The following is a 25,471-nucleotide window of genomic DNA, read 5'->3' on the forward strand; positions in this document are numbered from 1 at the left end:
GCCTGGACTCGGCGGTGCTTAGACGTGGGTCGCGATCGGGTTGTTCCGGTCTGCGCTCCACTGCGACCAGCCGCCGACGTAGTGCGTGAGCAGCGGCAGACCCGCGTTCTCCAGCGCGGCGAGGAGCAGCGCAGAGTGGTTGCCAGAGCCGGAATAGACGATCACGGACGCCGGATCGGTGTTCTGCGTGACGCCAGCCTGCGCGAGCCGGTCGCGCACGGCGTCGGCGCTTTTCACGGTGTTCGTCTCCTCGTCGTAGAGGTCGGCGACCGGCACGTTGAGCGCGCCCGGGATGTGCCCGGCGCGCAGGTCGAGGATCTCGCGGCGGCCTTCGAAGCGGCGGGCGCCTCTGGCGTCGATAAGCATGCCCTCGAAGCCCCTCACCTCGTCGATGGTGGCGGTGGGCAGGTGGCCCTCGCTGAGCTCGATCGCGCGCGGGACGGCAACGCCGCCCGGCCCCGCGACCGTGGGATAGCCAGTGGTGTCCCAGTTGGCGAAGCCACCGTCGAGGATGTGCACGTCCTCAACGCCCGCCCAACGCAGCACCCACCACGCGCGAGCGGCGAACAGGCCGTTGCCGCCGTCGTAGAGGTAGACCGGGCGGCCCCGCTCGATGCCCCAGCCCGCGGCCGCCTTGGCGACAGTCTCCAGCGACGGCAGCGGGTTACGCCCCACCTCACGCCCCGGCATGCTCGCGAGCTGCGCCGATGGGTCGCAGAAGAGTGCGGTGGGGATGTGCTCGGATTGGAATTTCGACCACGCCTTGCCCGCTTTCGGCTCCCACAGGCACGCGAGGATGGTTTGCTTTTGTCCGGTCTGAATTCGCTCGTTGAGTTCCGCGGCGGAGACAAAGACGCTCATGGCCGCAAGTGTAACGGGTGTTTAGGCCATGTACCCGGGGGCGAGCTGGATCGCGCCCTGCGCCTCGAGGCCGCCGAGCCACTCGGTGATGCCCTCCCGCGGGCAGTCCGCGCCGATGCTCGCCGCGAGCATCCCGCCCGGTCCGAGCTCCACCCGGCACCCGAACGCGAGCAGCGTCGCGGCGATGTCGTCCGCGTCCTCTTCAGGCAGAACCCTGATCGTCGACGCGCCGCCTCGCACGACGACGCTGTCCACGTGGTACGCGCCGCCGACCAGGACGCACTCGACGATGTCGCCCAGCGCGAGCGTCGTATCGACGAACGGAACGCTCGCCACCACAAAATGACGCTCCCCGATCTGGTGCGCCTCCAGCTGCTCACTTTCGACGCCGGGGACAGCAACGCGGGTGAGAATCGTGGTCGTCGGCTGCATGCGGGGGAGTTTAGACGTTTCGCTGCTGGCGCGGTGGGGTGGGTGTTCGGCGGGGCTAGATACTTACCCGAGGATGCATCTTCGTGGGATAAGCATCCTGGGTAAGCATCCTGGGGAGGTCGGGCACCGGGCAAAGGAAAAGCCGGACAGGAATTTCCCCTGCCCGGCAATGCCCGCTACACGGCCGCGGTTAATACTTGATGGACATGCGGCCCGCGATCTTGCCGTTGCGCATGTTTTCAAATACCTCGTTAACGTCGTCCAGCTCGCAAGCGGTGACGTGCGGCTTCACCTTGCCGCGGGCGTAGAAGTCCAGCGCCTCCGACATATCCTGGCGCGTACCCACCAGCGAGCCGCGGATGTTGATGCCGCGCAGCACGATGTCAAAGATGGGTGCCGGGAACTCCCCCGGCGGCAGGCCATTGAACACAATCGTGCCATTCGAGCGGCACATCGCGATGGCCTGGCCAAACGCGTCCGGGTGGACGGCGGTGACCAGCACGCCGTGCGCGCCGCCGTCGGTGTAGTCCTGCACTGCCTCGCCTGGGTCGGTTTCTTTGGCGTTGACGGTGAACTCGGCGCCGAGCTCTTTCGCCAATTCCAGCTTGTCATCGGCGACGTCCACGGCGATAACGCGCATGCCCATCGCCACCGCGTACTGCACAGCAAGGTGACCAAGTCCACCGATGCCAGAGATGGCCATAAACTGTCCCGGCTTCGTCTGCGCTTCTTTCAGGCCCTTGTACACAGTCACGCCGGCGCACAGAATCGGCGCCACCTCAACGGGGTCTGCCCCTTCCGGAATGCGCGGCGCGTAGCGGGTGTCCACCAGCATGTATTCGCCGAACGACCCATTCACCGTGTATCCGCCGTATTCCGCCTGTTTGCAGTAGGTTTCTCGGCCAGTGCGGCAGAACTCGCACTCACCGCATGCGGACCAGAGCCAGGCGTTGCCTACCATGTCCCCCACCTTGACGGAGTGTTCACCGGGTCCGAGCTCGATGATTTCGCCGACACCCTCGTGGCCGGGCACAAACGGCGGCTCCGGCTTCACCGGCCAGTCCCCCTCCACGGCATGGAGGTCGGTGTGGCAGATACCGGACGCGTGCAACTTCACCAGTGCCTGGAACGGGCCGGGCTTCGGCAGGTCGATCTCTTTGACGTTGACGGTCTGGCCGAACTGTTCGGCGACGGCCGCACGCATTGTGGTTGGGGTGGTCATGGGGCACTCCTTTCTAGGATTGGATGGAACACCGGTTATGGTACGCCTCACATTTGTTGACTTGAAGAGGTTGAGATCACTTTTCGTTCCAGGCTTTCGAGGTTCGGTATGGCTTCGGGCGGTGGTTTCCGGCCTTGGCCAGGGCTAGATGCTTACCCGAGGATGACTACTCCTCGAGTGCCATGGTCTGCCGAGCGGCGCTGTACTCGAGGAGTAAGCATCCAAAAGTAAGCATCTTCGTGGGGTAAGCATCCTCGGGAGGACGGGCACCGGGCAATGAAAGGCTGGGCAAAGGAAAAGCCGGGCAGGGAATCGCCCCTGCCCGGCAAGCCGACTCAACCAGCCAACTCAGCCAGCCGAGCTACGCCGCGGTGACCTCGAGTTCCTCGCCGCCCTCGGCGACGTCCACGTGGACAGTGTCGCCGTCGCGGATCTCGCCCGCGAGCAGCTTCTTCGCAAGCCGGTCGCCGATTGCCTGCTGGATGAGGCGGCGAAGCGGGCGGGCGCCGTAGGCCGGGTCGTAGCCGCGCTCGGCGAGCCAGGCCTTGGCGGCGTCCGACACGTCGAGGGTGAGGCGGCGCGCGGCGAGGCGCTCCGCCAGCCCCTCGAGCTGGATGTCCACGATGCCGACGAGCTGCTCGCTGGTCAGCGGGTCGAAGACCACCACGTCGTCGAGGCGGTTGATGAACTCCGGCTTGAAGTGGTGCTTCACCGCCTCCATGATCTGGTCGCGGTTGCCGCCGGCGCCCAGGTTGGAGGTGAGGATGACCACCGTGTTGCGGAAGTCGACGGTGCGCCCTTGGCCGTCGGTAAGCCGGCCCTCATCGAGCACCTGGAGGAGGACGTCGAAGACATCCGGGTGTGCCTTCTCAACCTCGTCGAACAGAACCAGGCTGTACGGGCGGCGGCGGACTGCCTCGGTGAGCTGGCCGCCGGCGTCGTAGCCGACGTACCCGGGAGGGGCACCGACGAGGCGGGCGACGGAGTGCTTCTCCCCGTACTCGGACATGTCGATGCGGATCATGGCGGACTCGTCGTCGAAAAGGAACTCCGAGAGCGCCTTCGCCAGCTCCGTCTTACCCACGCCGGTGGGGCCGAGGAAGAGGAAGGAGCCGATCGGGCGGTTCGGGTCCGCGACGCCCGCGCGGGAGCGGCGCACCGCATCGGAGACCGCGACCACGGCTTCCTTCTGGCCGACGACGCGCTCGCCGAGCACGCTCTCCATGTTCAGCAGCTTCTCGGTCTCGCCCTGCATCATCTTGCCGGCCGGGATGCCGGTCCAAGAGGACACGACGTCAGCGATGATGTCCGGGGTGACCTCCTCTTCCAGCATCGTCTTGTTGCTGGCCTCGGACTCGGCCTTGGCAACCTCGGCCTCGAGCTCCGGGATGCGGCCGTAGCGCAGCTCGGAGACCTTGGCGTAGTCGCCCTCGCGTTCGGCGATCTCGGACTCGTTGCGGAGTTTCTCCAGTTCCTCCTTCGCGGACTGGACCTTGTTCACCTCCGCCTTCTCGTTCTCCCAGCGCGCCTTCATCTCGCCGAGGCGCTCGCGTTGGTCGGCGAGCTCCTCGTGCAGGTGCTCGAGGCGCTGCTTCGAGGCCTCGTCGGATTCCTTCTGCAGCGCGATCTCCTCGATCTCGAGGCGGCGCACGATGCGCTCGAGCTCGTCGATCTCCTGCGGCGAGGAGTCGATCTGCATGCGCAGGCGGGAACCGGCTTCGTCGACAAGATCGATCGCCTTGTCCGGCAGGAATCGGTTGGTGATGTAGCGGTTCGACAGCTCGGCCGCCGCGACGAGCGCGGAGTCCTGGATACGCACGCCGTGGTGCACCTCGTAGCGCTCCTTCAGGCCGCGCAGGATGCCGATCGTGTCTTCCACCGTCGGCTCACCCACGTAGACCTGCTGGAAGCGGCGCTCCAGTGCGGCGTCCTTCTCGATGTACTGGCGGTACTCGTCCAGCGTGGTCGCGCCGACCAGGCGCAGCTCGCCGCGGGCGAGCAGCGGCTTGATCATGTTGCCGGCGTCCATCGCGGAATCGCCGGACGCGCCGGCGCCGACGATGGTGTGCAGCTCGTCGATGAAGGTGATGATCTGCCCGTCGGATTCCTTGATCTCGTCGAGCACCGCCTTGAGGCGCTCCTCGAACTCGCCGCGGAACTTCGCGCCCGCGACCATAGAGCCCAGGTCGAGCGAGATGAGCGTCTTGCCCTTCAGGCTCTCCGGCACGTCGCCGGCAACGATGCGGCGGGCCAGGCCCTCCACGATCGCAGTCTTACCGACGCCCGGCTCGCCGATGAGCACCGGGTTGTTCTTCGTGCGGCGGCTGAGCACCTGCACCACGCGGCGGATCTCCGCATCGCGGCCGATGACCGGGTCGATCTTGCCCTCGCGTGCGCGGGCGGTGAGGTCGGTGGAGTACTTCGCCAGCGCCTGGAACTGATCCTCCGGGTTCTCGGAGGTCACTTTCTTGCCGCCGCGCACGGAGGGGAAGGCCTCCTTGAGCGCGTCGTACGTGGCGCCGCGCTTGGTCAGCAGCTGCGCGGCGTCGTCGTTACCCTTCGCGATGCCGGCGAGCAGCACCTCCGCCGAAACGTACTCGTCGCCGAGCTCCTCGGCGAGGTCCTGCGCCGCGCTCAGCGCCGTCTGCAGGTCCCGGTTGATGCCGGGGTTGGCCATGTTCTGGCCCTGCGCGCTGGGGTATCCGCTAATGAGCTCGCCCGCCTCACGCGCGACCGTGTCCGGGTCGACTCCCGTCGCCTTGAGCACCGGGACGGCGATGCCGTCTTCCTGCTTGAGCAGCGCCTCGAGCACGTGCGCCGGCCGCATGTCCGGGTTGCCGGCTGCGGACGCGCGCATTTGCGCCTGCTGCAGCGCCTCCTGCGTCTTCTGCGTGTACTTGTTAGCCAAGTTCGTTGTCCTTTCGTGTGCGTTCAGTTCTATTGTGCTTTCGCACTCGGTGTAACGCACGCGAAGCTGAGTCTGTTCCACTCAAGCCGAGCCCGCGGTCGACCGGCTAGGATGCCGGGCGGGGGTATGCAGAGGGAATGAGGACAATGTTGACCTCAATCTCTCGCAGCACCACCCCACACTCAACGGGGGAGGACATTGTGGAAGCAACAACGCCGACCGCGCTCTGCGGCATGCACATCATCGAGCTGCTCCAGTGGGCGAGCGGCTGCAGGGGCACGAAATCGCGACCGCGCTGGGCATCGACAGGCGCTCCGTGCGCAGGCACATCAGCCAGCTCAGGGCCGCGGGGTACGAGGTCAAGAGCAGCCGGGGCTCGTACGGGAGCTACTGGCTCGGCCAGGGCAACACCATCGCGCCATTGCGTTTCGACGATCCGGAGGCCCGCACCGTCCTCCTCGCACTCTCGACATTGCTCGCCGCCCTCGACAGGAACGATCCGCTCTGGGAGGAGACACTCGAACTGCTCGAAAGCATGCGCGCCGTGCTGCCCGAGGCGGTCGTGGCCGAGGCGCGGGAGCAGGAACGCGAAGTTACCAGGCGCATCAAGAAGATGAGCGCGGTCTATGGGGTGTGGGAAAGGGCCGAAGGGCGTCGATAAGCACGATGCTTTACGACGGCTCGCGCACCGGCACCCACTTCCTCGCGAACGCGAGCACGACGACGGCGACCGCGATCGCGAACGCGATCCAGCCGAAGCCGGTGGTGAAGCCCGCAATGACCGCGATAGGCGCGAGGATGGTCATGCCGATCTCGAACGGCGCGAAGCCGACGTAGGCCACGCCGTACTCGTTGAGTGTGCCGGACTTGAGCTTCGGGTCCACCATCTTGAGCAGCGCGATGCCGGTGGCCACGGCGGCGGTAGCCCAGCCCCAGCCGAAGAGGCCGCGCTCGAGCCAGTTTTTGCCGAAGAAGAGCGGGCCGGCCCAGAACATCCACACCACGCAGAAGATCGTGCCCAGGACGAACATGACCACGAGCGCCTGCCAGTACCCCGCGAGCGCGGCGGGGACGATGGAGGCGATGCCGAACGCGATCATGAAGTCGGTAGCCGCGCCGGAGATGGAGTTGATCGTCGCGCCGTCGAGGTAGTTCGGGCGGCCGGCGAGCTTGAGCAGGAAGCGGCCGAGCAGGCCCACGACGAACGACATCGCGAACAGCGGGATGGACACGTTCGGCCACTGCCCCTTAATCGCGCTGTTGATCATGTACGCGACGAGCACCGTGAACACGATGAAGCCGCCGTGCAGCGCGAGCGGCTCGATCGAGGACGGGTTTGTGGTGGCCTTGCCGATGGAGGGGCGCTCGTCCTCGTTCTGGATGTAGCCGGTGCGCAGGTCCTGCGGCAGGTCGCCCGCGAGCTGCGAGGCCTTGCCGTTGCGGATGCCCCAGTTCGCCATGATCACGCCGCCGACGATGGCCACGATCGTGCCCACGGTCGCGGAGGTGAAGCCGAGCGATGACGCGCCGTCGACGCCGATCTCCTCGAGCGCCGAGCCGACCGCGGCGGCGGTGCCGAAGCCGCCGACGAAGCCGACGGGCAGCATGATGCCGAACCACGGCTCGGTGCCGAAGACGGGCGCGAAGAAGTAGATGCCGAGCAGCACAAACAGGCCCCACTGCCCCATGAACATCGCGGTGGAATAGCCCCACATGTTGCGCGCGCCGGTGGCCACGGAGCCGCCGAGCTCCATCGAGTACGCCATCGACGCGAAGACGACGGCGATGAGCAGCATGGTGTACGTACCCACCTGGTCGGACCAGTGGATCACGCCGAGCACCTCGTCTCCGAGGAGGAGCCCGAGCAGGCCGGCCGTGATCGGCGCGGGCAGCAGGAGCGCCTGGAGCAAGCGCAGCCGGTTGCGCAGAATGTTGCCGATGATCAGCAGCACCGCGATCCACCCGAGGTCCGTGAGCAGCGTGTAGGGCGTGAAGTCCATCCCGTCACCTTTCTTTCCAGTTGTGTCGGAAGCAACCATATCCCACCGCACTGACATTGCTTTCACAGCTTCGGCAGTACCCTGTTTCCATGCCATTCCCCGAGTTAGCACAGACATTGCGCAGCCGGAGCCCGCAGGTCAGCGAAGCGTGGCACGCCCGGTTCCTCGAGGCGTACCCGCAGGCGGAGCGCATGCTGCCGCCCGGCGAGCGCATGCCGGAGATACTGCTGCGCGCCGCCGCGGCCGTGCTCGAGCGCTCCCCCGGGGAGCTCCGCGACAACCTGCGCGCGTTGGCGCTCGACCTGCGCCGCACCGGATTCCCGGCCGAGGAGTACCCCGCCACAGTGCAGTTGCTTATCGACGCCTTCGGCTCCGCCACCGAGCACGACGCCGACCTGTCCGACCTGTCGGATCTGTCCAGTCTCGCCGAGGCCGCCGAAATCATGCGCGAGGCGGCTTCGCTGGCCGACCACGCCGGCGTGCCCGCCGCCACCGCGGCCCGGGTGACCAGCGTGGAGGACCGCGGGGGCGTCCAGGTCGTGCGCGTCGAGGCCGGCACGCCGGTCATCTACTCCCCCGGCCAGGTGTTGCCGGTGATGTCGTCCGCGCGCCCCGGCGAGTGGACCGGCTTGATTCCCGCGATACCGTCCAACCCGCTCGGCCAGTTGGAGTTCCACATCCCGGGCGATCTCGCGGTGGCGCCCGGCGAGTGGCTGACGTTGGGGGCGCCGCGGGGTGGGTTTCGGGACGTCGTCGCAACGCAACTGCTCGTCATCGCTGCGGAAGGGGGGTTCGCGGCGGCGAAGGCCCTGGTCTTCCACTACCTCGATGAGCCGGAGCCCCCCGCGGTGCACCTTGTCGTGGGCGCCGGCGATGACGAGGGGCTGTACGACACGGCGGCGCTCGACGCGCTGGCCGCAACGCAGGGCTGGCTCGACGTGACGTGGATTGTGGAGTCGCGCGTGGGCGCCCCGCTCGAGCAGGTGGTCGCCGGGGCCGGCATGTGGTGGCAGCGCGAGGTGATCGTCTGCGCCGACGCGGAGCGCGCGTCGAGCCTAGCCTCGTCGCTCGAGGTGGCGGGCGCGCGCGACGTGCAGGTTATTGCCCACGACGCCGCCCCGGAGTGGTTCTAGCGCATCGTGCTGTTCGCGCGCATCGCGGCGAGCGGGAGCTGCTGGCGCGCCGCGGCGGTCTCCTCCGTGTCGATCTCCACGACGAGTGTTTCCGGCCCGTAGCCCGCTTCCGCCAGGCGCTTCCCGGTCGGGCCCACCACCGCGGAGTGGCCGGCGCCCGTCGGGCCTGAGGGCTGCCCGGCCTTCGCCTCGAAGTCGGGGCGCGCCTGGCCCGCCGCCGCAATGAACACCCCCGCGTCGAGCGCTCGCGCGGCGGTGAGGATGCGCCACTGCTCCACCTTTCCTGGCCCGTCTGCCCAGCTCGTAGGCACGACGACCACCTGCGCGCCGCGGGCGGCAAGCTCCTGGAACTGCTCCGGGAAACGGATGTCGAAGCAGGTGGCCACGCCCACGGTGACCCCCTCGTGCACGAAGGTGACCAGCTCTTCGCCGGGGCGGACGGTGTCGGACTCGCGGTAGTCGAAGGCGTCGTAGGTGTGGATCTTGTCGTAGCCCTTGTGCACCCCGCCGCCGGTGATGAGCGCCGTGTTGTACACCCGGTTGAGCCGCTTGTCGCCCACGTCGTTCGTGTCCGCGGGGCGGAACATCCCGGCGACAACGGTGATCCCCAGCTCGTCCGCGAGGTCGCGCAGGCCGGTAGCGAACGGCCCGGCGAGCTGTTCAGCCTGCGTATCCAGCCTGCCCTGCCCGAACGCCTGGCTCGCGCCCTCGGGGAGGACGACGAGCGTGGCCCCCTGCGCCGCGGCGTCGCGGATGAGCGGGGCGACCATGGCCAAATTTTCCATCTTGTCGGCGCCGGACTCGATTTGCAAGAGCGCGATCTTCATGTGGATAACTTTAGGTCCGCAGCGGGCGGGTTATCCACAGTTTTGGCCTATGGGCTTGAATCGCTCATTTCGTTCGTGGTTGGTTTGCTGCATGACATACCTAGAACTCACCACCACAACCGCACCCGCCGCGCGTAGCTGCCTGCGCGCATTCCCGACCCTCCCGTCCGCCCACCTCCGCTCGTCGCGCTCGGCAGCCGCGCTCGCATCGTTGCAGCGCACCGAGCATTCGCGCATCGACGCCACCACGTCCCGCATGTCCTCCCACCTCGAGGCGGTTGCCGCCTTCGCGGACCGGGTCGAGCAGCTGGACGGCGACCTCGGACGGGGGCTCGCGCGATGACGTACCGCCCCGCACTCGACACCAACGAACTGGTGGCGGCGGCCGCGGCCGCCCACGCCGCCGCCCGATCCGCCGCCGAGCGCGCCGCCCACGCGCCGGCCTCCCGCGCCGCGCTCGCCGCTACCGGGTTCCGCGGCCCCGCCTCCGACGCCTCCGCCGCGCGGCTCACCGGCTACGCCGTGGCGCTGGAGGCGAGCGCCGCCCGCCTCGAGGCCGCGGGCTTCGCGCTCGAGGCGGCGGCGCGCATCCAGCGCGAGCTCGACGAGGCAGCCGCGTTCGCCGCGAAGCACGCGCACAACCGCACCGTGCTCTGGCTCAACGCGATGTCCATGATGCTGGACCTGCAGCTCTCCCGCTCGCTCATGGGCACCGGGGACCGCCAGCAGGACTACGACCCGCTCTTCGCCCACCCGGACGCGGACGGCTCCGAGCTCCACGCGCGCTACGTGGGCACCGCGCCGGCGGCCACCCGTGAGGTCGTCGAGCGGGCCGGCGGCACGATCCTCGAGGCCGGGCCGGCCAGCACCACCGTCATCGTCGGCGACACCGAAAACCCCACGCGCGTGATCACCCTCGTCGCCGGCGCGACCACCGGCACCCCGGAGAAGCTCGAGGGCGAACTGGCGAAGGCGAACCGTCTTGCCCAGCAGACCGGCGCCGCCGTCGTGGTCTGGCAGGGGTACTCCCCGCCGCCGCTGCTCGTCGAGGCGCTCTCGCCCACCTGGGCCGACGGCGGTGCCGACGACCTGTCGATGTTCCAGGCAGCGCTGGACGAGCGGTACCCGGACGCGCAAAAGACCGTCGTTTCCCACAGCTACGGCACCCTCGTGGCAACGAAGGCGGCGCACGAGCACGGCCTCATCGCGGACGACCTCTGGCTCCTTGGCAGCGCCGGCGTCGACGGCGAACACGTGTCCGAGCTCACCCTCGCCAGCCCCGATGCCAGCGTGTACGTCGTGGATTCCCCTACCGACCCGATCCTGCTGCTGCGCTCCGGCCCGTCCGCCGCACTCGGCTCCTCGCCCTCCTACGTCGGGTGGGGCGGCGAGCGCGTGACCGGGGTGCGCGGCGGCCACTGCGACTACTTCACAGATCCCGCCTTCGTGTCTGCCTTGCAACAGAGTGCCAACCCGCCGGGCGGAATGTAGCTACCATGGCGGACGCCTTATGAAACCACCAATGAGGAGCTTTTAGACAATGACCAATTTCGCTCAGCAAGTAGTGAAGCGGCTCGAGGACCTTGGCGTCAAGCGCATTTACGGCCTCGTCGGCGATTCGCTTAACCCGCTTTCCGACGCCGTCCGGCAGTCCGACATCGAATGGGTCCACGTCCGCAACGAGGAGGCTGCCGCCTTCGCCGCCGGCGCCGACTCGCTGGCCGCCGACGAGCTCGCAGTCTGCGGCGCCTCCTGCGGCCCGGGCAACACCCACTTCGTCCAGGGCCTGTTCGAGTCCCACCGCAACGGCGCGAAGGTGCTCGCCATCGCCTCCCACATCCCGACCGTGGAGATCGGCTCCTCCTTCTTCCAGGAGACCCACCCGGAGCTACTGTTCCAGGAGTGCTCCTCCTACTGCGAGGTCGTGCACAACGCCGACCAGGGCATGCGCGTGCTGCACAACGCGCTGCAGAACACCCTCGCCGGCAGCGGTGTCTCCGTGATGGTGGTGCCGGGCGACGTGTTCGCCGAGGACACCGCGGACGGCCCGCACACCTCCGACAGCGTCTACGCCACCGGCGCAAACAAGCGCGTCTACCCGGACCCGCAGGAGGCGGCGCGCCTGGTCGAGGCCATTAATAAGGCCGACAAGATCACCCTATTCTGCGGCTACGGCGCCCGCGACGCCCGCGAGGAGGTGTTCGCGCTGGCCGAGAAGATCAAGTCCCCCATCGGCCACTCCTTCCGCGGCAAGATGTACTTCGAGTACGACAATCCGTTTGACGTGGGCATGTCCGGCCTTTTGGGCTACGGCGCCTGCGTGGACGCGATGGAGGAGTCCGACCTGTTCATCATGGTGGGCACCGACTTCCCGTACACCGACTGGTTACCGGATGAGAACGTCGCGCAGATCGACATCAACGGCGCCCACATCGGCCGCCGCACCACCGTCGAATACCCGGTCGTGGGCGACGTGAAGAGCGTCATCGAGAACATCCTCCCCCACATCGAGGAGAAGAAGGACCGCAAGTTCCTGGACAAGATGCTCAAGCGCCACTACGAGCTGCTCGAGCACGTGGTGAACCACTACACCCACAAGGCATCCGAGGCGAAGAAGCCGATCCACCCCGAGCTCGCCGCGTCCGTGCTGGACAAGCTTGCCGACGACGACGCGTACTTCACCGTCGACACCGGAATGTGCAACGTGTGGTCCTCGCGCTACCTCACCCCGAACGGCAAGCGCGACGAGGCCGCCTCCTTCTTGCACGGCACCATGGCCAACGCCCTGCCGATGGCCATCGGCGTGCAGGCCGCGTTCCCGGACCGCCAGGTCATTTCCTGGTCCGGCGATGGTGGCCTGGGCATGCTCATGGGTGAGCTGCTCACCATCAAGCTGCACCAGCTGCCGGTGAAGGTCATCTGCTTCAACAACTCCTCGCTCGGCATGGTCAAGCTGGAGATGATGGTGGCCGGCATGCCGTACTTCGGCACCGACCACGAGCAGGCCAACTACGCCGAGATTGCCAAGGGCGTGGGCATCAAGTCCTTCCGCATCGAGGATCCGGACGACCTCGAGCCGGTGCTCAAGGAGGCCCTCGCGTTCGACGGCCCGGTACTCGTCGACATCGTCACCGATCCCGAGGCGCTGTCGCTGCCGCCGGGAATCACCTGGGACATGATGAAGGGCTTCACCAAGTCCGGCGTGCGCACCGCGTTCCTTGAGGGCGGCGTCGGTCGCCTGTTCAACCTGGCGAAGTCCAACCTGCGCCACCTCGGCGGTGCCGCAGCCATCGAGTTCGGATAGGTCCGTTGGTTTTTGCCGCCCCGCTGCCGTTGTGGTTGCGGGGCGGTTTTCGTTGGTTACCCATTCATTCGTAGATCGTTATACAACCGAAACCTAATGATCGTACCTATTAGGTATCGTTGCGCGGGTTGCCAAAAGTTGGCGAAAGACTTGAAGAAAGGGTCTAAACTTTTATGACTTCCCCGCAAAACGGGCAGAACCGCCAGGTTCGCAAGACCACCACTCGCCGCACCGCTGCGCCGGCCACCTCTTCCACCGCCGTGCGCACCGATGTTGAGGACGACCAGCACATCGGCCAGGAGGCCTGGATCGGCACCGACTCCACCGACGTGTCCAACGGCAACGTGTCCTGGGGCGCGATCATCGCAGGTGTGGTGACCTTCCTGGCCATTATGATCCTGCTCGGCGTCGGTGCTGCCGCCATGGGCCTGCAGGGCTCCTCCGGCATGGCGACCGGCATCTTCGCCCTCATCTCCCTGGCCGTGGCCTTCGCCGCCGCTGGCTACGTCTCCGGCGCCCTTGGCGTCCGCGCTGGCCTGTTCCACGGCCTGGGCACCTGGGCGACTTCCCTGATCGCCTCCCTGGTCCTCGCCGGCTGGCTCGGCGCTTCCGTGATCGGCGGCCTGGGTTCCGTCATCGGCAACGTTGCTGGCACCGCCGCTGAGACCGCAGGCAATGCAGCGAACGTCACCCGCCAAGATGCCGAGGACGCCTCCAACGCCGCGCAGGACAATATCTCCCAGAACGACGTTGACCAGGCTCGCGACCGCGCGACCGACGCCGCCAACGATGCCGCCAACCAGGCACGCGACGCGTACAACGAGTACTCCGACGATGCCGCTGCCGGCACTTGGTGGACCTTCGCCGGTCTGCTGATCGGCGCACTGATCTCCGCCCTCGCAGGCGCAGCCGGTGCCCGCTCCGTGCTCAACCGCGACGAGACCGCGGTGCGCACCACGGTTCGCCGCTAAACCGGCTCGGCCTCGCCCCCGCTGCCTCTCCTTTCTGGGAGTCGGCGGGGGTTTTGCTTGTTTGGAGTTGCAGCGACCGGGGCCGCAGCGCCAGAGCTGGGGGTGGATATGGGTGTTTGGCGCATCACTGACAGATCTGTCGCAATTGCGCTGAGGCCCATATCCACCCGCAGCCCTCGCGCCCCGACTGCTCACCCATGCCAACCGACAAACCCGGCTAAGTAGACCCGACTATGTCTCTGAAAATCAGAGATAGCCGGGTCTACTTAGCCGGGTTTGTGGGCGAGTTCGGAGGAAGGGGCCGCCCGGTTAAGCACCAGGGCGGCGGCGTCGAGAAGCGGCGGGCTCCCAGGCCACCACAGCGGTTGAGCGCGGCACGTGGACGAGCTCACCGCCGCGGCGCGAACCGGATTGCAGCTTCTGGCGCAGCTCCTCGTTGTGGCCGCGTTGGGTTTCCAGCTCGTCCTGGAGCTGCTCGATTTGCTGGGTCATCTCGATGATCGTCTTGATGCCCGCGAGGTTGACGCCCTCCTCCTGGGAGAGGTACTGGATGCGCCGCAGCATGGTGATGTCGCGGCGCGAGTACCGGCGCCCGCCGCCCTTGGTGCGCATCGGGGTGACCAGGCCCAGCCGGTCGTAGGTGCGCAGGGTCTGCGCGTGCATGCCGGTGAGCTCGGCGGCGGCGGAGATGACGAAGTACTCGTTGTAATCCTTGTCTTCGGCCATCTAAACCACCTCCTTACCTAAAGTCCAGCCCAGCCGGCGCGCGGGTCGAAGCCCGCATCCTTTTCCGCCTGGGCGTAGGCGCGCAGCGCGGAGGTTGCCGACGGGTCGAGATTGGAAGGCACCTTCACCTCGATGGTGACCAACAGGTCGCCTGCAGCACCGGAGCGCTTGGGCACGCCGCGGCCCTTCACGCGCAGGGTGCGGCCGTTCGGGGTGCCGGCCGGGACCTTGACCTTCACCGGGTTGTCCAAGGTGGGCACGGTGATCGTGGACCCGAGGGCTGCTTCGGCGAAGGTGACCGGGACGGTGACTTCGAGGTCGTCGCCGGTGCGGTTGAAGACGGCGTCGCTACGCACGTGCACTGTGACGAAGAGGTCGCCAGCGGGCGTGCCGTTCGGGCCGGCCTCGCCCTGGCCGGCGAGGCGCACCTTCTGGCCGTCGACAACGCCGGCGGGGATGCGCACCGTGATCGAGCGGGTACGCCGGACGGTGCCGGTGCCGCCGCAGGTCGGGCAGGGGTCCTCGATGACCTCGCCGGTGCCGCCGCAGTTCGTACACGGCCGGGCCATGCCGAACGCGCCGGAGTTCTCGCGGATGTACCCGGTGCCGGAGCAGACCTCGCAGGTGTGGGTCTTGCCGGACTTCGACCCGGAGCCGTGGCACGTGGTGCACGGCGCGTCGCCGGTGAGCTCGACCGGGATGGTCGTGCCCTTGGCGGCCTCGCGGAAATCGAGGGTTATTTCGGTTTCGACGTCGGCCCCCCGCGACTGCCGAGCGTTCCTGCCAGCACCGCCGCTGCGGCCAAAGATGCCACCGAAGAGATCACCAAGGCCGCCGTCTCCAGCTTCCCCACCGGCTGCGCCGAAGAGGTCGGAGAGGTCGAATTCCGCATCCGTGCTGCGAAACCCGCCGGGGAATCCCGAGCCTCCTCCCCGCCCGAAGCGGCTGAAGCCGCCCGAGCTGATCATCGACTTCAGCTGGTCGTATTCCTTGCGCTTCTCCTCGTCACCGAGGACGTCGTACGCCTCGGCGACCCGCTTGAATTTCTCCTCCGCCTGCTTGTCCCCCGGGTGGGAGTCCGGGTGGTTCTCTCGTGCGAGCTTGCGGTAGGCCTTCTTAATATCCGCGGCGCTTGCGGACGAGCTCACGCCCAAGTCGCCGTAGTAGTCCTTGTCGGCCCATTCCTGTTGCATTGCCATCTCGCACCCTCCTTCCTTGTGAAAGATTTGAGTCTGTCTCGCTAAAGTTTGTTCGCTATCTAATCTAAAGAAAAAGCCGGGGCGAGGCCGCTTTCGCGCTTCCTCATGCCCCGGCCTTGCTGGGTGAGCGTTACTGCTCGGCCTCGTCGGCGGCCTTGCCGGCCCCGCCCGCGGCCGGGTCGGCGATGATCACCATGGCGTTGCGCACCAGGCGGTCCCCGATCGTGTAGCCCTTGCGCAGCGCGGTGCCGATGACCTTGTCGTCGCCGGTGGACAGATCCTGCACGGCCTCGTGGATCTCCGGGTTGAAGGGTTCGCCCTCCACGCCGAAGGACTTCACGCCCTGGCTGTCCATCACCGCGCGGAACTTGTCCGCGAAGCCCTTGAGCGGGCCCTCGGCGAGGTCACCGTGCTGCTCGGCGAGGTCAAGGTCGTCGAGGAGCGGGAGCAACTGGGTGGCGAACTTCGCCTTCGCGTTGTCCGTTGCCTGGCTGCGCTCGCGCTCGGTGCGGCGGCGGTAGTTCGCGTACTCCGCGCTTACGCGCTGCAGGGACTCGGTGCGCTCAGCGAGCTGGAGCTCGATGTCGCTCACCGTGCCGTCGCCGTCGGCGTCCGGGTCGACCTCGCGGTCCGCCAGCTCGGCGGCGTCCTCGAGTTCGGCGTCGGAGACGGCTAGGAGGGGATCCTCGTCCGCGGAGAGCGCCTCGGACTCGGCGGCCTCGTCGGCCAAGCTTTCAGCTGCGTCCGGCGAGACGTACTGCTCGTCCGTCACCTCCGGGGCACCCGGGTTGTCGGGCATCTGCTCGTTGTACGGGTTCGTCATCAGACGTCGCCTCCTTCTCGCTGGGTCGGGTTACTTGGTGTCGTTGTCGTCGGTGGCGTCGTCCTCGACCACCTCGGCGTCGACGACGTTGTCGTCAGCCGGTGCGTCGGCCTGGGTTGCACCCTCGTTGGCCTGCGCCTCGTAGAGCGCGGTGCCCATCGCCTGGGACTCGGTGGTGAGCTTCTCAACGGCGGACTTGATGGCGTCGAGGTCCTCGCCCTTGAGTGCCTCGTCCACGGCGTCTGCGGCCTCGGTCACGCGGGTCTTGACGTCCTCCGGCAGCTTCTCGCCGTTCTCGTCCATGAACTTGCGCGTCTGGTAGGCCATGGTCTCCGCATTGTTGCGGGTCTCCTGCTCCTCGCGGCGCTTCTTGTCCTCGTCGGCGTGCTGCTCGGCGTCCTTGATCATGCGCTCGATCTCTTCGTCGGAGAGGCCGGAGCCCTCCTGGATCTTGATCGTGTTCTCCTTGCCGGTGGCCTTGTCCTTCGCGGACACGGAGACGATGCCGTTGGCGTCGATGTCGAACGTGACCTCGATCTGCGGGACGCCACGCGGGGCCGGGGCGATGCCTGCAAGCTCGAAGGAGCCGAGCAGCTTGTTCGCGGACGCGATCTCGCGCTCGCCCTGGAAGACCTGGATCTGCACGGACGGCTGGTTGTCCTCAGCCGTGGTGAAGGTCTCGGAGCGCTTCGTCGGGATGGTCGTGTTGCGCTCGATCAGCTTCGTCATCACGCCGCCCTTGGTCTCGATGCCGAGGGAGAGCGGAGTGACGTCGAGAAGCAGCACGTCCTTGACGTCGCCACGCAGGACGCCCGCCTGGAGGGCGGCGCCGAGGGCCACGACCTCGTCCGGGTTCACGGACTTGTTCGGCTCCTTGCCGGTGAGCTCGCGAACCAGGTCGGAGACGGCCGGCATACGGGTGGAGCCACCGACGAGAACCACGTGGTCGATGTCGCCGACGGAGATGCCAGCGTCCTTGATCACCTGGTTAAACGGGCTCTTCGTGCGGTCGAGCAGGTCGGAGGTGATCTTCTGGAACTCGGTGCGGGTCAGTGTCTCGTCGAGGAAGAGCGGGTTCTTCTCGGAGTCCACCGTGATGTACGGCAGGTTGATGGAGGCCTGCTGCGCGGAGGACAGCTCAATCTTCGCCTTCTCGGCGGCCTCGCGCAGACGCTGCATGGCCATCTTATCCTTGGACAGGTCCACGCCGTTCTGCGACTTGAACTTGTCGATGAGCCACTCGACGATGCGGTTATCCCAGTCATCGCCGCCGAGCTCGTTGTCGCCGGCGGTGGCGAGCACCTCGACGACGCCGTCGCCGATCTCCAGCAGGGACACGTCGAAGGTGCCGCCGCCGAGGTCGAAGACGAGGATGGTCTGCTCCTTCTCGCCCTTGTCCAAGCCGTACGCGAGCGCCGCCGCGGTCGGCTCGTTGACGATGCGCAGGACGTTCAGGCCCGCGATCTGGCCGGCCTCCTTGGTGGCCTGGCGCTGTGCGTCCTCAAAGTACGCCGGGACGGTAATGACGGCCTCGGTAACCTCCTCGCCGAGGTAGGCCTCAGCGTCGCGCTTCAGCTTCTGCAGCGTGCGCGCCGAGATCTCCTGCGGGGTGTACTTCTTGCCGTCGATATCCACGGTCCAGTCCTCGCCCATGTGGCGCTTGACGGAGCGGATCGTGCGGTCGACGTTGGTCACCGCCTGGTTCTTCGCGGACTGGCCGACGAGCACCTCGCCGTTCTTCGCGAACGCGACGACGGACGGGGTCGTGCGGGAGCCCTCAGAGTTTGCGATAACAACCGGCTCTCCGCCCTCGAGGACGGAGACGACCGAGTTCGTGGTGCCGAGGTCAATACCAACTGCGCGTGCCATAAGAGTTACTCCTCCTGTTGAGATGTGGTTTATCAATAAGTTGATGTGCTGCGACTCAACTTCACGTCCGCCACTGTACCACCGGCGGTGCAGAACTTGAGTCTGTCGCACTCATGGGTAACAACGGGCGCCCCGTCAAAGTTGTTCCCACCCCGCGCAACTTTTTTCGTTTGCGCAGCTCAGACCCTTACAACACGCACACCAGGCACGCAAAACACCTCCGGGGCGAGGTGCCGCCGGAGGTGTCGTCGTCAAGCAAGAAGCCCCTAGAACAGGCCGGTCTCCTGCTCGGAGTAGGAGACGAGGAGGTTCTTCGTCTGCTGGTAGTGGTCGAGCATCATGAGGTGGGTCTCGCGGCCGATGCCGGACTGCTTGTAGCCGCCGAACGCGGCGTGGGCCGGGTAGGTGTGATACTGGTTCACCCACACGCGGCCGGCCTGGATGGCGCGGCCCGCCTTGTAGGCCGTCGTGCCGGAGCGCGCCCACACGCCGGCGCCGAGGCCGTAGATGGTGTCGTTGGCGATCTTGATGGCCTCGTCGAAGTCCTTGAAGGTGGTGACGGACATGACCGGGCCGAAGATCTCCTCCTGGAAGATGCGCATGTCGTTGGTGCCCTTGAACACGGTCGGCTCGATGTACATGCCGTTTTCCAGGCCCTCGATTGTGTTCACGTGGCCGCCGGTGAGCACCTCCGCGCCCTCCTGGGGGCCGAGCTCGAGGTAGGACTGGATCTTGTTCATCTGCTCGGCGGAGGCCTGGGCGCCCATCATCGTCTCGGTGTCCAACGGGTTGCCGGTCTTGATGTTCTTCACGCGCTGCACGCCGAGCTCGAGGAACTCGTCGGCGATGGACTCGTGGACGAGCGCGCGCGACGGGCAGGTGCACACCTCGCCCTGGTTGAGCGCGAACATGGCGAAGCCCTCGATGGCCTTCTTCTTGAAGTCGTCGTCCTTGTCCAGGATGTCCTCGAAGAACAGGGCCGGGGACTTACCGCCCAGCTCGAGGGTGACCGGGATGATCTTGTCGGCGGCGGCCTTGTTGATGATCTTGCCCACCTCGGTCGAGCCGGTGAACGCGATCTTCTGGATGCGGTCGGAGCCGCTCAGCGCCGCGCCCGCCTCGTCGCCCATGCCGTTGACGATGTTGAGCACGCCGGCCGGGATGAGGTCGCCAACAAGGTCGACGAGGTAGAGGATCGACGCCGGGGTCTGCTCCGCTGGCTTGAGCACGATGGCGTTGCCCGCGGCGAGGGCCGGCGCGAGCTTCCAGGCGGCCATGAGCAGCGGGAAGTTCCACGGGATGATCTGGCCGACGACGCCGAGCGGCTCGTGGAAGTGGTAGGCCACCATGTCCTCGTCGATCTGGCTGAGGCGGCCCTCCTGCGCGCGGATGGCGCCCGCGTAGTAGCGGAAGTGGTCGATGGCCAGCGGGATGTCGGCGGCGAGCGTCTCGCGCACGGCCTTGCCGTTCTCCCAGGTCTCGGCGACGGCGATCTCCTCGAGGTGTTCCTCCATGCGGTCCGCGATCTTGAGCAGCACGTTCGCGCGCTCCTGCGGGGAGGTCTTACCCCAAGCGGGGGCGGCCTTCTCGGCGGCGTCGATGGCGAGGTTGATGTCGGCTTCCTTGCCGCGCGCGACCTGGCAGAACACCTCGCCGGTGACCGGGGTGATGTTGTCGAAGTACTCGCCGTCCACCGGCGCGACCCAGTCGCCGCCGATGTAGTTGTCGTAGCGCTTGCGGTAGTTGACCTTCGAGCCTTCGGTGCCGGGGTTCGGGTAGACGGTCATGTTCAGGGCCTTTCTCGTTTTCGGGTTGCGAATGTGGCCTACGCTACACCGCACACGTGTTGTGGTCTAGAACATTTTTCGTATCGACGGCCATTCGGCCCTCCCTCGCAGCTCACACATATGCAACGCGCAGCATCTCTGGCACAATGTCCGAGTGACCGAACGTAATAACACTGACTACGTGGGCGCGCTGGACACCGCCGTTGACGACGTCCACATGCTGCCCACCCCCGCCGACGCGGCCCAGGAGCTCTCGAGGGAGCCCATCGACCGCGGCGACATCATCGCCGCCGACGGCCGCACCGCCGCAGCGTGGGCGCTGCGCTTCATCATCATCGTCGCCGCGACCGCGATCCTGCTCTACCTGCTCAAGTGGGTCTGGATGGGCCTGCTGCCCATCCTGCTCGCGCTCATCGTCTCCACCGTGCTGTGGCCGCCGGTGCGCTGGATGCGCATGCACAAGGTGCCCGCCGCACTCGCGGTGTTCATCGTGCTTATCGGCGCCTTCGCCCTCATCGGCGGCATCTTCGCCGCCATGGCGCCGACGGTGAAGTCACAGAGCGGCGACCTTGCCAACCAGGCCGAGGAGGGCGTCAACCAGATCGTCGACTGGCTCAAGGACCGTGACTTCACCTTCCTCGAGCCGGAAAAGATCCAGCAGGCGATGGACCAGGCCACCGCGTTTGCGAAGGGCCAAGCCTCCAACATCGCCTCGGGCGTGTTTTCCGGCATCGGCGTGATCGCGTCGGTAGGCACGACGCTCGCGCTGACGCTCGTGCTCACCTTCTTCTTCCTCAAAGACGGCGACCGCTTCCTGCCCTGGGTGCGCAAGTACACCGGCGTGCGCGCGGGCTGGCACCTCACCGAGGTGTGCATGCGCTCCTGGAACACGCTGTCCGGCTTCATCCGCACCCAGGCCATCGTGTCCATGGTTGACGCCGTGTTCATCGGCCTCGGCCTCGTGTTCCTTGGCGTCCCGCTGTGGCCGGTGCTCGCCGTGATCACGTTCTTCGCCGGCTTCATCCCGATCGTCGGCGCCGTGACCGCCGGCGCCCTCGCCGTGATCGTCGCCCTCGTGTCCAACGGGTTCATGAACGCGGTCTTCGTGCTCATCCTCATCATCGCGGTGCAGCAGCTCGAGGGCAACGTCCTCTCCCCGATCCTGCAGTCCCAGGCCATGGGCCTGCACGCCGCCATCGTGCTGCTCGTCGTCGCCGTCGGCGGCACGCTCTTCGGCATCGTCGGCGCTTTCCTCGCCGTGCCGGTCGCCGCCGTCGCCGCCGTGTGGCTGCGCTACTGGGCGGAGATGGTCTCGCTGCGCTCGGGCGAGATCACCGCGGACGAGATACAAATAGCCACACAACAAACCCAGACCATGGACTCCAAGCAGTCCTTCCTCGCCGTGCGCGACCACATGATGAAGATGGCCAAGCGCGAGCGCCCAAACACCAAGGTGCCGGTGAAGGAGGGCCTCGGTTCCACACGCGTGCCCACCGGCGACGAGGCCATCGAGACCCACACCGACACCGAGGTGCCGGGCCGCGCCCGCGCCCTCGAGGAGCAAGAGTAGGTACGGTGGATGACGCAATTGCTTATCGACGAAAGGACGTTTCCGTGTCTGACCTTAACGGCAAGACAATCGCGATCATCGCTACCAACGGCTTCGAGGATTCGGAGCTGACCTCCCCGAAGGAGGCCGTCGAGTCCGCCGACGCGGCGACCAAGGTCGTCTCCACCGAAACCGGCGAGATCGAGGGCAAGAAGGGCGCGAAGGTCTCCGTCGACGAGACCACCGCCGACGCCTCCGTCGACGAGTTCGACGCCCTCATCCTCCCCGGCGGCACCACCAACGCGGACACCATCCGCACCGACAAGGACGCCGTCGCCCTGGTCAAGGCGTTCAAGGACGCCGGCAAGCCGATCGGCGTGATCTGCCACGGCGGCTGGATCCTCACCGAGGCCGACCTGGTCAAGGGCGTGAAGCTCACCTCCGTGGCCAACGTGAAGACCGACCTGGTCAACGCCGGTGCCAACTGGGTCGACGAGGAAGTCGTGGTCGACTCCGGCTTCATCTCCTCGCGCACCCCGGACGACCTGCCCGCGTTCAACGCGAAGATTGTCGAGGAGTTCGCGAAGTAGCGCCCGCCACTCTTCGCGATCTCGGGCACCCTGCCCTATCCCGCCGCCCGCCGGTTCCGCGCCGGCGGGCGTTGTTGTGCCCGGCGGGCGTTTTCGTGCCCGGCCCGCTGTCCGCCACGCCCCGCCCCTCTGCCTGCCCCTCAGCCCCCCTCATTCCCGAAAACCGGCTACCTGGACCCGGCTTACGCGCGGTTTTCGCCCCGGTAGCCGGAACCTAGTAGCCGGTTCTGGTGTGGGGACGGGGTGCGGGACGCGGGGCGGGGCGGGGCGTTGTCGTGCCCACCTCCCCGGCCCGCTGTCCGCCACACCCCGGCCCCCAGCCCCCTCATTCCCCAAAACCGGCTACCTGGATCCGGCTTTCGCGCGGTTTTCGCGCCGGTAGCCGGAACCTAGTAGCCGGTTCTGGTGTGAGGACGGGGCACGGCGCGCGGGCGGGGCGCGGGGCGGCGCGGGCGCGGGCGGGGCGCGGGCGGGCCGCGGGGCGGCGCGGGCGCGGGCGGGCCGGCCCGCCCAGGCCCTGCCACCCCAGGCCCCGCCCCGGGCCCAGGCCTAGGCCTAGGCGATGCCCAGCGCGGTCTTGACCAGATACGCGGCGAAGGTGGGCAGGTCGGACGGGTAGTCGTTGGCGGGGTCGGCGGCGAGCTCGGCGAGGCGATCCGGATCCTCGGGCAGACCGAGCTTTGCCGCGCCCGAGAGCGCCTTCTTGTCAAAGACGGGCGCGAGTTCCGGCCAGACGCCCTGCGCCTCCCGGGCGAACATGGTGGCGCAGGCGGGGCCGACACCGTCGAAGACCTCGAGGGAATCTGGGGCACCGTCGCGGAGGGTGCGGAGGTCTGACCTGTGGTCGTCGATAAGGAGGTGCGACATTGCCTGAAGGCGGGTCGCCGAGGACTCGTCGTAGCGCGCGTAGCCCGCGGCGCCGAAGAGGCGGATGAGCTGCGAGCGCGGCGCGGCGGCCATCTTCTCGGGGGTGGTCAGGCCAGCGTCGAAGAGGGCGCGGGCGGCGTCGACGGCGACGGTGGCGCGGATGGGTTTCGCCTGCAGCATGCACAGGACGAGGAGCTGGAACAGCGGGGCGGGCTCGTCCTTGAGCCGGATGCCGGCGTCCTCAGCGAAGGTGCGCACGCAGGGCTTCCTCGAGCTCGACGCGGGCGCGCTCGAGGGCGGCCTCCCAGACCTCGGAGGCGGACTCGTCGGCGGAGTCCGACACCTGCTTGAGCAGCGTGATCGGCACCCCGAACGTGGAGCACACGGCGGCGAGCGCGTAGCCCTCCATGTCCACGAGCTGGCACTCGCGGGCGAGCTCGGCGCGCAGGTCGGAGCGGTTGACGAAGGCGTCGCCGGTAGCGAGCTTCGCCTTCGGCAGGTCCGTGATGGGGTCGAAGGAGAACCAGCGCGGGTAGACGAAGTCGGTGAGCTCGGAGGTGCCGCCGACCTTGAAGTCGTGCTTCACTGCGGCGGAGACCTCGTAGACGCCCGGCTCGAGATCCGTGAGCGCGCCGGCGGTGCCGACGTTGATTACGCGCTCCGGCTTCTCGCCGGTGGCGAGGCGGCGGGTCAGCGCGATCGCGGCGGGCAGGGTGCCAATGCCGGTGATGAGCACCTCGTGGTCGCCGCCGGACATGATGTCCGCGGCCTCTTCCTTCATGGCTGCGACGATGAGCAAGTCAGACATGGTTTCCGACTTTACGCGCGCACCGCCGGCGCCGGCTCCACAACCGAACCAGTCGCCCCCTCGCGCTCCGCCGCCGCCCGCGAGTTCGCCCGGGCCTTGCGCACGCCCCGCCAGGACAGCGCTCCGCCGATCGCCAGCACCGCCACCCGGACGAGCACGAGGCCAGACGTCACACCGAGGAACTTGAGCACCACGGGCAGGTTCAAGAACACGATCAGGGTGCCCACCACCCCGCCGAGCGCGATCGGGTTCATGCGCGTGACCAGCCACGCCGCCAGCGGCGCGGCGATCATCCCGCCGACAAGCAGCGCCACCACCGCGGCGAGGTTGGCCACCAGGTCGTGCCACATGCCGATGGCGAAGCCGAGGGTCGCGGCGAGCGTGACCAGGAACTCAGCGGTGTTCACCGTGCCCACGATCCGCCGCGGCTCCGCGCGCCCGGCGGAAAGCAGCGTCGAGGTGGTCACGGGCCCCCAACCCCCGCCGCCGGTCGCGTCGACGAAGCCGCCGAACAGCCCGAGCCCCGCGAGGAACCCCGTCGAGTGCGGCCGCTGCGCCGCCTTGCGCTGCGTGAGCCCGCGGGAGAAGCGCCACATGAGGTTCAGGCCGATGAGCGCGAGGATGAGCGACATGATCGGCCGCGCCGCCTCCGTGGACAGGCGCACGAGCAGCGTCGAGCCGAGGAACGCGCCGATCGCGCCGGGGATGCCGATGGCGAAGGCGGTGCGCCAGTCCACGTTGCCGAAGCGCGTGTGCGACACGCCGGAGGCGAGCGTCGTCCCCAGCTCAGCGGTGTGCACGACGGCGGAGGCGGCGGCGGGGGTGAGCCCGGCGAGCCCGATGAGGATGGTCGACGAGGTGACGCCGAAGCCCATGCCCAGGCCGCCGTCGACGAGTTGCGCGGCGAGGCCAGCCACCGCGATGAGGATAAGCGTTTCAAGTTTGTACATGTCAGGCAGCTTTCTCGGCAGCGGCGCGGTATCGGTCGGCGACAACACCCGCGAGGTCGGTGGTCAGGGGTCCGGACCGCGGCAGGTGCGCCGGGATCCGGTCGAGCAGGGTTGCGTAGGTGACAAAGAGGGGAAGCACATGCGTATCGACGAACCTCCGGCCCCCGCCCGTCGCCGGCACGACGTCGACGTCGCGGCCGGTCCGGCGCGCGAGGTCGGCGGCGAGGCGGTCGTAGTTGCGGGCCTGGTCGGCGTCCGAGGTGCCCACGGGGTAGAGGGTGACGTGGGGGGCCGAAGGTGCGTCGATACGCAGGCGCTCCTCGAGAACCCCGGCGATGTCGGGGTCGGTGCCGAGCGGCTCGGCGAGGGTGCAGTCGAGGTGCTCGCGGGCCTCGGCGAGGTGGCGCGGCACGTCCACGCGCGCGTGGAAGGCGCGGGTGAACAGCAGCGGCACGACGATGGCGCGCTCGGCGGTCACCGAGGCGGCGGCCTCGGCGAGGGTGGGCGCGTCGAACTCGAGGTGCGCGGCCACGCCCTCGACGCCGAGCTCGGCGGCCGCGGCGGCGGTGAGCGCGCGGATACCCTCGGCGGCGCGCGGGTGGCGCGAGCCGTGCGAGAGGGTGATCAGCGCGGTCATCGTCGTCC

General features: G+C 67.7%; 23 protein-coding genes. 8 read left to right on the top strand and 15 right to left on the bottom strand.

Annotated features, from left to right (window positions below):
* Nucleotides 1–18: 18 nt before the first annotated feature.
* The 4 genes from CJEDD_RS10865 to clpB form a co-directional block, all read right to left on the bottom strand.
* A complete protein-coding gene (locus CJEDD_RS10865; protein WP_042405501.1) occupies nucleotides 19–861 on the bottom strand; it encodes a sulfurtransferase in 843 nt (280 codons plus the stop codon).
* 21 nt (nucleotides 862–882) lie between these two features.
* Complete coding sequence (locus CJEDD_RS10870) at nucleotides 883–1,293, bottom strand: DUF4265 domain-containing protein (protein WP_042405499.1); 411 nt, start codon at nucleotides 1,291–1,293, stop codon at nucleotides 883–885.
* Between the two features lie 190 nt (nucleotides 1,294–1,483).
* Nucleotides 1,484–2,515, bottom strand: coding sequence for an alcohol dehydrogenase AdhP (adhP, locus tag CJEDD_RS10875; RefSeq protein ID WP_042405496.1), 1,032 nt, complete (start codon nucleotides 2,513–2,515; stop codon nucleotides 1,484–1,486).
* A 361-nt stretch (nucleotides 2,516–2,876) separates the two neighbouring features.
* A complete protein-coding gene (gene clpB, locus CJEDD_RS10880) occupies nucleotides 2,877–5,372 on the bottom strand; it encodes an ATP-dependent chaperone ClpB (protein WP_042405531.1) in 2,496 nt (831 codons plus the stop codon).
* 307 nt (nucleotides 5,373–5,679) lie between these two features.
* Here clpB and CJEDD_RS10885 point away from each other — a divergent pair, with 307 nt between their 5' ends.
* Nucleotides 5,680–6,084: an HTH domain-containing protein gene (locus CJEDD_RS10885; protein ID WP_042405494.1), complete on the top strand. Its 405-nt coding sequence runs from the start codon at nucleotides 5,680–5,682 to the stop codon at nucleotides 6,082–6,084.
* Between the two features lie 10 nt (nucleotides 6,085–6,094).
* Here CJEDD_RS10885 and CJEDD_RS10890 read toward each other — a convergent pair whose 3' ends face one another.
* Nucleotides 6,095–7,423 (bottom strand): sodium/glutamate symporter, encoded by a 1,329-nt coding sequence (locus CJEDD_RS10890; RefSeq protein WP_042405491.1) that lies wholly within the window; start codon nucleotides 7,421–7,423, stop codon nucleotides 6,095–6,097.
* 89 nt (nucleotides 7,424–7,512) lie between these two features.
* Here CJEDD_RS10890 and CJEDD_RS10895 point away from each other — a divergent pair, with 89 nt between their 5' ends.
* The gene (locus CJEDD_RS10895; protein ID WP_157034403.1) at nucleotides 7,513–8,556 is read left to right on the top strand and encodes a hypothetical protein; all 1,044 of its coding nucleotides are present in this window, start codon (nucleotides 7,513–7,515) and stop codon (nucleotides 8,554–8,556) included.
* Here CJEDD_RS10895 and CJEDD_RS10900 read toward each other — a convergent pair.
* Nucleotides 8,553–9,383 (bottom strand): carbon-nitrogen hydrolase family protein, encoded by an 831-nt coding sequence (locus tag CJEDD_RS10900; protein WP_042405487.1) that lies wholly within the window; start codon nucleotides 9,381–9,383, stop codon nucleotides 8,553–8,555. The genes CJEDD_RS10895 and CJEDD_RS10900 overlap by 4 nt on opposite strands.
* Nucleotides 9,384–9,474: 91 nt before the next feature.
* Here CJEDD_RS10900 and CJEDD_RS10905 point away from each other — a divergent pair, with 91 nt between their 5' ends.
* From CJEDD_RS10905 to CJEDD_RS10920, 4 genes are all read left to right on the top strand, one after another.
* On the top strand, nucleotides 9,475–9,726 hold the full coding sequence (locus CJEDD_RS10905) for a hypothetical protein (RefSeq protein WP_042405484.1): 252 nt from the start codon (nucleotides 9,475–9,477) through the stop codon (nucleotides 9,724–9,726).
* Nucleotides 9,723–10,874 (top strand): alpha/beta hydrolase, encoded by a 1,152-nt coding sequence (locus CJEDD_RS10910; RefSeq protein WP_273657523.1) that lies wholly within the window; start codon nucleotides 9,723–9,725, stop codon nucleotides 10,872–10,874. The genes CJEDD_RS10905 and CJEDD_RS10910 overlap by 4 nt, the downstream gene beginning before the upstream one ends.
* 49 nt (nucleotides 10,875–10,923) lie before the next feature.
* On the top strand, nucleotides 10,924–12,687 hold the full coding sequence (locus CJEDD_RS10915) for a pyruvate dehydrogenase (protein ID WP_042408517.1): 1,764 nt from the start codon (nucleotides 10,924–10,926) through the stop codon (nucleotides 12,685–12,687).
* Nucleotides 12,688–12,860: 173 nt separating this feature from the next.
* On the top strand, nucleotides 12,861–13,658 hold the full coding sequence (locus tag CJEDD_RS10920) for a hypothetical protein (protein ID WP_042408515.1): 798 nt from the start codon (nucleotides 12,861–12,863) through the stop codon (nucleotides 13,656–13,658).
* Nucleotides 13,659–13,967: 309 nt separating this feature from the next.
* Here CJEDD_RS10920 and CJEDD_RS10925 read toward each other — a convergent pair whose 3' ends face one another.
* From CJEDD_RS10925 to exaC, 5 genes are all read right to left on the bottom strand, one after another.
* On the bottom strand, nucleotides 13,968–14,384 hold the full coding sequence (locus CJEDD_RS10925) for a heat shock protein transcriptional repressor HspR (RefSeq protein ID WP_042408513.1): 417 nt from the start codon (nucleotides 14,382–14,384) through the stop codon (nucleotides 13,968–13,970).
* Nucleotides 14,385–14,401: 17 nt separating this feature from the next.
* Nucleotides 14,402–15,583 (bottom strand): molecular chaperone DnaJ, encoded by a 1,182-nt coding sequence (gene dnaJ, locus CJEDD_RS10930; protein ID WP_042408510.1) that lies wholly within the window; start codon nucleotides 15,581–15,583, stop codon nucleotides 14,402–14,404.
* Between the two features lie 130 nt (nucleotides 15,584–15,713).
* Nucleotides 15,714–16,406, bottom strand: a complete 693-nt coding sequence (gene grpE / locus CJEDD_RS10935) for a nucleotide exchange factor GrpE (protein WP_042408506.1) — start codon at nucleotides 16,404–16,406, stop codon at nucleotides 15,714–15,716.
* 30 nt (nucleotides 16,407–16,436) lie between these two features.
* Nucleotides 16,437–18,275, bottom strand: coding sequence for a molecular chaperone DnaK (dnaK, locus tag CJEDD_RS10940; RefSeq protein ID WP_042408503.1), 1,839 nt, complete (start codon nucleotides 18,273–18,275; stop codon nucleotides 16,437–16,439).
* 266 nt (nucleotides 18,276–18,541) lie between these two features.
* Nucleotides 18,542–20,062, bottom strand: coding sequence for an acetaldehyde dehydrogenase ExaC (exaC, locus tag CJEDD_RS10945; RefSeq protein ID WP_042408500.1), 1,521 nt, complete (start codon nucleotides 20,060–20,062; stop codon nucleotides 18,542–18,544).
* A gap of 154 nt (nucleotides 20,063–20,216) precedes the next feature.
* Between exaC and CJEDD_RS10950 the strand changes: the two genes are divergently transcribed.
* Together CJEDD_RS10950 and CJEDD_RS10955 are read left to right on the top strand one after the other, a co-directional pair.
* A complete protein-coding gene (locus CJEDD_RS10950; protein ID WP_415857857.1) occupies nucleotides 20,217–21,632 on the top strand; it encodes an AI-2E family transporter in 1,416 nt (471 codons plus the stop codon).
* Nucleotides 21,633–21,676: 44 nt separating this feature from the next.
* The gene (locus tag CJEDD_RS10955; protein WP_042408495.1) at nucleotides 21,677–22,201 is read left to right on the top strand and encodes a type 1 glutamine amidotransferase domain-containing protein; all 525 of its coding nucleotides are present in this window, start codon (nucleotides 21,677–21,679) and stop codon (nucleotides 22,199–22,201) included.
* A gap of 555 nt (nucleotides 22,202–22,756) precedes the next feature.
* On the opposite strand, the gene CJEDD_RS10960 is transcribed toward CJEDD_RS10955, so the two are convergent.
* Genes CJEDD_RS10960 through CJEDD_RS10975 form a run of 4 tightly spaced genes read right to left on the bottom strand, consistent with a single transcriptional unit; the run spans nucleotide 22,757 to nucleotide 25,463 of the window.
* Entirely contained in the window at nucleotides 22,757–23,326 is a 570-nt protein-coding gene (locus tag CJEDD_RS10960) for an HhH-GDP family DNA glycosylase (protein WP_042409289.1), read from the bottom strand.
* A complete protein-coding gene (locus CJEDD_RS10965; protein WP_042409287.1) occupies nucleotides 23,310–23,876 on the bottom strand; it encodes a nucleosidase in 567 nt (188 codons plus the stop codon). The genes CJEDD_RS10960 and CJEDD_RS10965 overlap by 17 nt, the downstream gene beginning before the upstream one ends.
* Nucleotides 23,877–23,887: 11 nt before the next feature.
* Nucleotides 23,888–24,826, bottom strand: a complete 939-nt coding sequence (locus CJEDD_RS10970) for a sulfite exporter TauE/SafE family protein (RefSeq protein WP_042409285.1) — start codon at nucleotides 24,824–24,826, stop codon at nucleotides 23,888–23,890.
* A gap of 1 nt (nucleotide 24,827) precedes the next feature.
* The gene (locus CJEDD_RS10975; protein ID WP_042409282.1) at nucleotides 24,828–25,463 is read right to left on the bottom strand and encodes a sirohydrochlorin chelatase; all 636 of its coding nucleotides are present in this window, start codon (nucleotides 25,461–25,463) and stop codon (nucleotides 24,828–24,830) included.
* Between the last annotated feature and the right edge of the window lie 8 nt (nucleotides 25,464–25,471).

It is taken from the genome of Corynebacterium jeddahense (genome assembly GCF_028609865.1).
Lineage (GTDB): Bacteria > Actinomycetota > Actinomycetes > Mycobacteriales > Mycobacteriaceae > Corynebacterium > Corynebacterium jeddahense.

Coding starts and splice junctions, on each gene's coding strand:
- CJEDD_RS10865 (WP_042405501.1), bottom strand. CDS start 861: ATGAGCGTCTTTGTCTCCGCCGCGGAACTCAACGAGCGAATTCAGACC.
- CJEDD_RS10870 (WP_042405499.1), bottom strand. CDS start 1,293: ATGCAGCCGACGACCACGATTCTCACCCGCGTTGCTGTCCCCGGCGTC.
- adhP (WP_042405496.1), bottom strand. CDS start 2,515: ATGACCACCCCAACCACAATGCGTGCGGCCGTCGCCGAACAGTTCGGC.
- clpB (WP_042405531.1), bottom strand. CDS start 5,372: ATGCGCGCGTCCGCAGCCGGCAACCCGGACATGCGGCCGGCGCACGTG.
- CJEDD_RS10890 (WP_042405491.1), bottom strand. CDS start 7,423: ATGGACTTCACGCCCTACACGCTGCTCACGGACCTCGGGTGGATCGCG.
- CJEDD_RS10895 (WP_157034403.1), top strand. CDS start 7,513: ATGCCATTCCCCGAGTTAGCACAGACATTGCGCAGCCGGAGCCCGCAG.
- CJEDD_RS10900 (WP_042405487.1), bottom strand. CDS start 9,383: ATGAAGATCGCGCTCTTGCAAATCGAGTCCGGCGCCGACAAGATGGAA.
- CJEDD_RS10905 (WP_042405484.1), top strand. CDS start 9,475: ATGACATACCTAGAACTCACCACCACAACCGCACCCGCCGCGCGTAGC.
- CJEDD_RS10910 (WP_273657523.1), top strand. CDS start 9,723: ATGACGTACCGCCCCGCACTCGACACCAACGAACTGGTGGCGGCGGCC.
- CJEDD_RS10915 (WP_042408517.1), top strand. CDS start 10,924: ATGACCAATTTCGCTCAGCAAGTAGTGAAGCGGCTCGAGGACCTTGGC.
- CJEDD_RS10920 (WP_042408515.1), top strand. CDS start 12,861: ATGACTTCCCCGCAAAACGGGCAGAACCGCCAGGTTCGCAAGACCACC.
- CJEDD_RS10925 (WP_042408513.1), bottom strand. CDS start 14,384: ATGGCCGAAGACAAGGATTACAACGAGTACTTCGTCATCTCCGCCGCC.
- dnaJ (WP_042408510.1), bottom strand. CDS start 15,583: ATGGCAATGCAACAGGAATGGGCCGACAAGGACTACTACGGCGACTTG.
- grpE (WP_042408506.1), bottom strand. CDS start 16,406: ATGACGAACCCGTACAACGAGCAGATGCCCGACAACCCGGGTGCCCCG.
- dnaK (WP_042408503.1), bottom strand. CDS start 18,275: ATGGCACGCGCAGTTGGTATTGACCTCGGCACCACGAACTCGGTCGTC.
- exaC (WP_042408500.1), bottom strand. CDS start 20,062: ATGACCGTCTACCCGAACCCCGGCACCGAAGGCTCGAAGGTCAACTAC.
- CJEDD_RS10965 (WP_042409287.1), bottom strand. CDS start 23,876: ATGTCTGACTTGCTCATCGTCGCAGCCATGAAGGAAGAGGCCGCGGAC.
- CJEDD_RS10970 (WP_042409285.1), bottom strand. CDS start 24,826: ATGTACAAACTTGAAACGCTTATCCTCATCGCGGTGGCTGGCCTCGCC.
- CJEDD_RS10975 (WP_042409282.1), bottom strand. CDS start 25,463: ATGACCGCGCTGATCACCCTCTCGCACGGCTCGCGCCACCCGCGCGCC.